Annotated in this window: 4 protein-coding genes; all 4 read left to right on the top strand. The window is 63.0% G+C overall.

Features of this window, described 5'->3' with window-relative positions:
• Positions 1 to 509 precede the first annotated feature (509 nt).
• The 4 genes from ACY693_RS13535 (at position 510) to ACY693_RS13520 (ending at position 6,002) form a co-directional block, all read left to right on the top strand.
• Complete coding sequence (locus ACY693_RS13535) at positions 510 to 2,375, top strand: ABC transporter ATP-binding protein (protein ID WP_462322354.1); 1,866 nt, start codon at positions 510 to 512, stop codon at positions 2,373 to 2,375.
• Positions 2,376 to 2,447: 72 nt separating this feature from the next.
• Entirely contained in the window at positions 2,448 to 3,473 is a 1,026-nt protein-coding gene (locus ACY693_RS13530; RefSeq protein WP_462322353.1) for a YheT family hydrolase, read from the top strand.
• A 40-nt stretch (positions 3,474 to 3,513) separates the two neighbouring features.
• Entirely contained in the window at positions 3,514 to 5,871 is a 2,358-nt protein-coding gene (locus tag ACY693_RS13525; protein ID WP_462322355.1) for a sensor domain-containing phosphodiesterase, read from the top strand.
• A gap of 2 nt (positions 5,872 to 5,873) precedes the next feature.
• Positions 5,874 to 6,002 (top strand): hypothetical protein, encoded by a 129-nt coding sequence (locus ACY693_RS13520; RefSeq protein ID WP_462322352.1) that lies wholly within the window; start codon positions 5,874 to 5,876, stop codon positions 6,000 to 6,002.
• Positions 6,003 to 6,196 lie beyond the last annotated feature (194 nt).

Raw genomic sequence — 6,196 nt, 5'->3', positions numbered from 1 at the left:
ACAGCTAGGTCATAGATTTGGAGCAGATCCTCGGCACGAACCTGAGCGGTCCATAGCAGCGCCGGCAGCGCGAGCGTGCACATCAACGCGAGAGGGCGTCGACCCCTGCTGAGCGGTTTCTTCATTGTTCTCGGTCGTATCCGGTAGGTGCAGCCAAGCGGCCTCGCGGCGACGGCGATCGGCCACGCGATGTGCCCAGTATAGGCGAGCGTCCGGATCGTCCACAATGTCCGTCCATAATGACAGGAGATGCCTCTCTACCAGGCAAGCGCGATCGCTTGCCACCATCGAGCCCCAGGGTCGCGGCGCTGCCAGCCCGAGTCGAGCCTGACTCGAGCCCGAATCGAGCCTGAGTGGAGCTGGGGCCGCGATCGACGGCCCGCTAAATCATTGCATCGATTCATCGAGCCAGCTCAGCAGATGCACCGAAGCGTCCCCATCTCGAGTCCATGCAGACCAAGCCCCGCCCCAACCAAATCGAAACCGAGCCCAGGGCCAAGGAGCGGCCAATGCCAGCTTCAGAGCCAGAGCCAGAACGCCGGTCGGCGTCAAACGGCGTGACCGACCTGCCGAGCCAAGACGCCAACTCCAGGCATCCGCAACACTACCATTGGCGCGATCTGCTTGCGATGTTGCGTAGGCACCGACGGGAGCTGGTGCTGGCGAACCTGATCGCGATCCTCGGCACCCTCGCTGCAGTGCCCATCCCGCTGCTGATGCCGGTCTTGGTCGACGAGGTGCTGCTCGACAAGCCCGGCGCGGCCACCGCGTTGATGAACAGCCTGTTCCCACAGAGCTGGCACGGGCCTGTGCTCTATATCCTAGCGATGCTTTGCTTCACGGTGCTGCTGCGCTTTATCGCCCTGGCGCTCCAGGTGTGGCAGACCCGCGAGTTCACGGTCGTCGCCAAGGACGTGATCTACCGGATTCGGCGCGACCTGCTGACCCGCCTACAACGCGTCTCGATGGCCGAGTACGAGACCCTGGGCAGCGGCACTGTGGCCTCCTACCTGGTCACCGACCTGGATGCGATCGACCGCTTCGTCGGCAGCGCGGTATCGAAGTTCTTGGTGGCTGTGCTCAGCATCTTGGGAACCGCCATCATCCTGCTTTGGATGCACTGGCAGCTGGGGCTCTTCATCCTGTTGCTGAATCCACTGGTGATCTATCTCACCATGGTCTTCGGGCGCCGCGTCAAGGATATGAAGCGGCGCGAGAACAGTGCCTATCAGGCCTTCCAAGAGAGCCTCGCCGAGACCCTCGACGCCATCCAGCAGATTCGGGCCGGCAATCGCGAAGGCTTCTATATCGCCCGTAGCATCGCCACCGCGGATCGGATGCGCCACTTCTCGAGCCTCTTCACCTGGAAGAGCGAGGCCGCGAACCGGCTGTCCTTCATGGTATTCCTGGTCGGCTTCGACCTGTTTCGAGCGGTCAGCATGCTGATGGTGTTGTTCTCGGGGCTGAGCATTGGCGAGATGCTCGCGGTCTTCGCCTACCTCTGGTTCATGATGGGACCTGTGCAGGAGGTGCTGAACGTTCAGTACGAATTCCACGCCGCTGATGCCGCCCTTCGACGCGTCAACCAGCTCACCCAGATGCACCAGGAACCAGCCTATCCGCACCAGCAGAATCCGTTCGTCGGCAAGACCACGGTCGGCGTCCGGCTCGAGGTTGTCCGCTTCGCCTACGGCGACGGCCCTAACGTACTCGATGGCATCGACCTGAGCATCGCGCCCGGCGAGAAGCTGGCCATCGTCGGCGCCAGCGGCAGCGGCAAGACGACCCTGGTGCAGGTGCTGCTCGGTCTCTATCCTCCGACCTCGGGGCGCATCCTGTTCGATGAGGTGCCGGTTGAGGAGATCGGCATGGACCTGGTACGCGATCAGGTCGCGACCGTGCTCCAACATCCGGCGTTGTTCAACGACAGCGTGCGGATGAACCTAACGCTCGGCCGCGCTATCGATGATGCCAAGCTCTGGCAGGCGCTGGAGATCGCCCAGCTCGATGGCGTGATCCGACAGCTCGACCAGGGGCTCGATCAACTCGTGGGCCGCGATGGGGTGCGGCTCTCCGGCGGCCAGCGGCAACGGCTGGCGATCGCGCGCATGGCGCTCACCGATCCGAAGGTCGTGATCCTCGATGAGGCCACCTCGGCGCTGGATAGCGCGACCGAGGGGCGCTTGCATGGTGCTTTGGAGGCCTTTCTGGCCAGCCGCACCACATTGATCATCGCCCATCGGCTGAGCGCCGTGCGTCGCGCTGATCGCATCCTCGTGTTGGAGCGTGGACGTATCGTCGAGCAGGGCCGCCATGACGAGCTGATCGAGCGCGGCGGACCCTATGCAACCCTCTATGCGCGCCAACGCGGTTAAGCGGCTTCTTTCAAACTCACTCGCCTACCAAGGCGATCGCCTCCCAAGGCAATCCTCTTTAAGATCCCCCTCATGAACAACGGCAGGATCATCAACAGCGACTTTCGTCCGCCCTGGTGGCTCAAGAATCCGCACCTGCAAACACTCTGGCCCAAGCTGCTGATGCATCTAGGCCAGCGCAAGCCTGCAGGGAAACAGGCGCGGACGCGGCTGCAGCGGCGTCGCATCGAGCTCGCCGACGGCGATTTCATCGACCTATCAATGGGCACGGGGTGCACTGGACCGCGCATACTGATCCTGCATGGGCTCGAAGGTGGACTCGATTCCCACTATGCCGGTAGCCTGGTCGACCAACTCGCCGAGAACGGCTTCCAGCCCCTCTTCATGCATCTGCGTGGTGCCAGCGGCGAGCCGAACCGACTCGCACGCTCTTACCATTCCGGTGCGACCGGGGATCTCCGCGCGGTGCTCGAGGCCCTAGCCGAGGACGCGTCGGGACCCGTCTCGGCAGCGATCGGCTTCTCGCTCGGTGGCAACCTGTTGCTCAAGTATCTCGGCGAATGTTGGAGCGCGTCCGAGCCCCCCTGCTGGGGCGCGGCGTCCGGCGACCCGCTGCTCGATCGCGCCATCGCGGTCTCGGTCCCCTTCGTCCTGCGCGACGCCATGCTGCGACTCGAGCTCGGTTTCGCCCGCGTCTACCGCCGCTACCTCATCCAGCGGCTTAAAGCCGCCTATCAACAGAAATTTGCCACGAGGCCCTCACCACTGCACCTAGACCTGAGCCAGATCAAGGATTTCAACCAGTTCGACGATCAGATTACCGCGCCGCTGAATGGCTTTGCCGGGGTGTTCGATTACTACCAGCGCGCCAGCTGCCGCGGCTATCTGCGCCATATTCGCACCTCAACCCTGATCATCCACGCCGCCGATGATCCCTTTATGTTCCCGAGCACCGTCCCCTTTGAGCACGAGCTCGGACCCGGCATTCGGCTTGAGTTGTCACGGCACGGCGGCCATGTCGGCTTCATCGAGGCACGCGGCCCAGGCTTCTCATCCGGCTGGCTGGAGTCGAAGATCTTGCGAGCACTACGAGAATGAGAGAGGACCATCAGCGCATCGCAGGAGATGGCCTGTGACGATGCCGCAGGTTCCGTCGAGCCAGGACAAGCTCGAAGAGCTGACCGGGCTGCTCGAGCTAATGACGGCGATCCTGCGTCGTTTCGCCGGACTCGGCGATCAGGATATCGATGCGGGGATCGATGAGGCACTTGCCTCGATCGGCCGTTTTTCCGGGGTCGATCGCAGCTACATGTTCACCATCGATGGCAACGTCATCAACAACAGCCACGAATGGTGCGCCCCAGGCATCTCGCCTGAGATCAATAACCTGCAGCAGGTGCCTTACGAGACCATCCACTGGTGGCAGCCTCGGCTCAGCGCTGGTGAGTCGATCTACATCCCATCGGTCGCCGATCTTCCAGACAACCGTGCTGCCGAGCGCGAGCTGCTCAGCGCCCAAGGCGTCCGATCGCTCATCGTGGTGCCGCTGATGGGCTCGGTCCAGGTCAAGGGCTTCATCGGCTTCGATTCAGTGCGTGAGCACCGCGCATGGTCCAAGCAGGCCATTTTGCTCTTGCGGGCGATTGCCGATGTGATCATCGGCGGCCTGTTGCGGCGCGATGCGCTCAAGGCCCTGCGTCAGAGCGAGCAACGCTTCAGCACCCTGGTTCGTCGTGCTTCCGATGTGGTCATGATCATCGATGCCGATACCAGCCTACGCTATCTGGGTCCCTCTGCCTGTCAGATCCTGGGTTGGGACGAACAACCGACACCGCCAACCCGTTATCTCGATGCCGTGCACCCAGAGGAGCGCCAGCTTGTTCACGCCGCGTTGAAACGGGCGTCAGGGCTGCCAGGCGAGCATGTCAATATCGCCGACCACCGTCTGCGCGGGGGCGATGCGACCTACATCTGGTGTCAGGCAACGGCAACCGATCTGAGCACCGACCCCGCCATCGGCGGCACGGTCATCAATGCGCAGGACATCTCCAGACGCAAGGAGGCGGAGCAGACCCTGCGCCACCGCGCCCTCCATGACTCCCTGACCTCGCTGCCGAACCGTGCCCTGCTCAGCGATCGGCTCAACCAGCTCCTGCTCCAGGCGCAGCGCTTCAGGCATCAGGTCGGCGTCGTCTTCATCGATCTGGACAGCTTCAAATTGATCAATGACGCGATCGGCCATCACGCTGGCGATCAGCTCTTGGTCGACGCCGCCCGGCGCCTGCTCGATCATCTTGCCCTCGGCGATACCATCGCCCGCTTCGGCGGCGACGAATTCGTCATCCTGCTGCAGGGCGAGCAACGCTCGCAAGAAGCCATGTTGGTCGAAGCGGAGCGCTTGCTCGAGGTGCTCAGTCGGCCATTCATGGTCAGCGGTCGTGAGCATCTGATCACCGCAAGCGCCGGCATCGTCATCAGCAACGGCTTCGACAGCCCGGGCGATCTATTACGTGACGCCGATGCCGCGATGTATGTCGCCAAAGAGCGCGGTGGTGGGCGCGTCCAGTGCTTCGACGCAGCACTGCGTACGCGCTTGCTAGAGCGTATCGGTATTGCCCATGATCTGCGCGACGCAGAGCTGCGCGGCGAGCTCAGGGTTCAGTACCAGCCCGTCTTCGCCAGCAAGAACCGACAGCTGGTTGGCGTCGAAGCCCTGGTACGCTGGCAACATCCGACACGCGGCCTTGTCTCCCCGGGCGACTTCATCCCAGTCGCCGAGGAGACGGGTCTCATCGTGCCAATCGGCACCTGGGTGCTCGACGAATCCTTGCGACAGCTACGATGCTGGCTCGATGGGCTCGATGAGCCTTGTGATTTCTCGATCGCCGTCAATCTGTCGTCGTTGCAACTCCAAAGCCCCGGTATCGCAACGCTGGTCGAAGAGCTGCTGTCTCGGCATCAGATACCGTCCCATCTGCTCGCGCTCGAGCTTACCGAAAGCATGGTGATGAACGATGCCGAGTCTTCGAGCGGGACCTTGCACCAACTGCGCGAGCTCGGCGTTGCGCTTGCCATTGACGACTTCGGCACCGGCTATTCCTCGCTCTCCTATCTGCGTCAGCTGCCAATCAATCTCCTCAAGATCGACCGCTCCTTCATTCAGGCGATGACCGAGTCCGAGCGTGATCGCCGGATCGTGGCCGTCATCTGCTCCCTCGGCCATGAGCTAGGGATGAAGACCATCGCCGAAGGCATCGAAAGCGAGACTCAGCTCGAAATGTTGCGCGATATGCGCTGCGACCTGGCCCAGGGCTTCCATCTTGGGCGCCCGACCACGTCCGAGGAGATCAGTGCGCTGCTCGCGCGCCATCAGCGGCAACCGCCAGAACGCCAAGGTGAAGCCGACGCCGACGCCGACGCGCAAGCCGACAGCAAAGGGCCCCGGGAGCCAACGGCAGACCCGAGTCCGATCGCAATACCAACAACCCAAGGCTGAGCATGCATCGCTGCGAGGCCTATCGCCCAGCCCGAGCGCTTCGCACCGAGGCCGCACCAGAGGCGCTGAGCTTCACGACGATGCCTGACGCCTTCGAAGCGAGCCGTGGCAAGAGCAACGGTATTGGCTGAATTTGGGCGTCCAGACGCGCGGTCGCCCAGACACCCAGAAGCCCAGATGCAGCCGGCGTCAATTCAGGCAGAATGCCGGCAATGAGCTCCGCTCCCCGACGAGATCACAGCCCGTTGCCGATCGAGCCGGTCCTACCCGAGCTCTGCCAATGTCTTGCGGAGGGCCATGCGCTGCTTAGCGCCCCGACCGGCTC

The organism is Halochromatium sp. (assembly GCF_054919635.1).
This window is presented reverse-complemented; position numbering and strand designations above follow the sequence as displayed.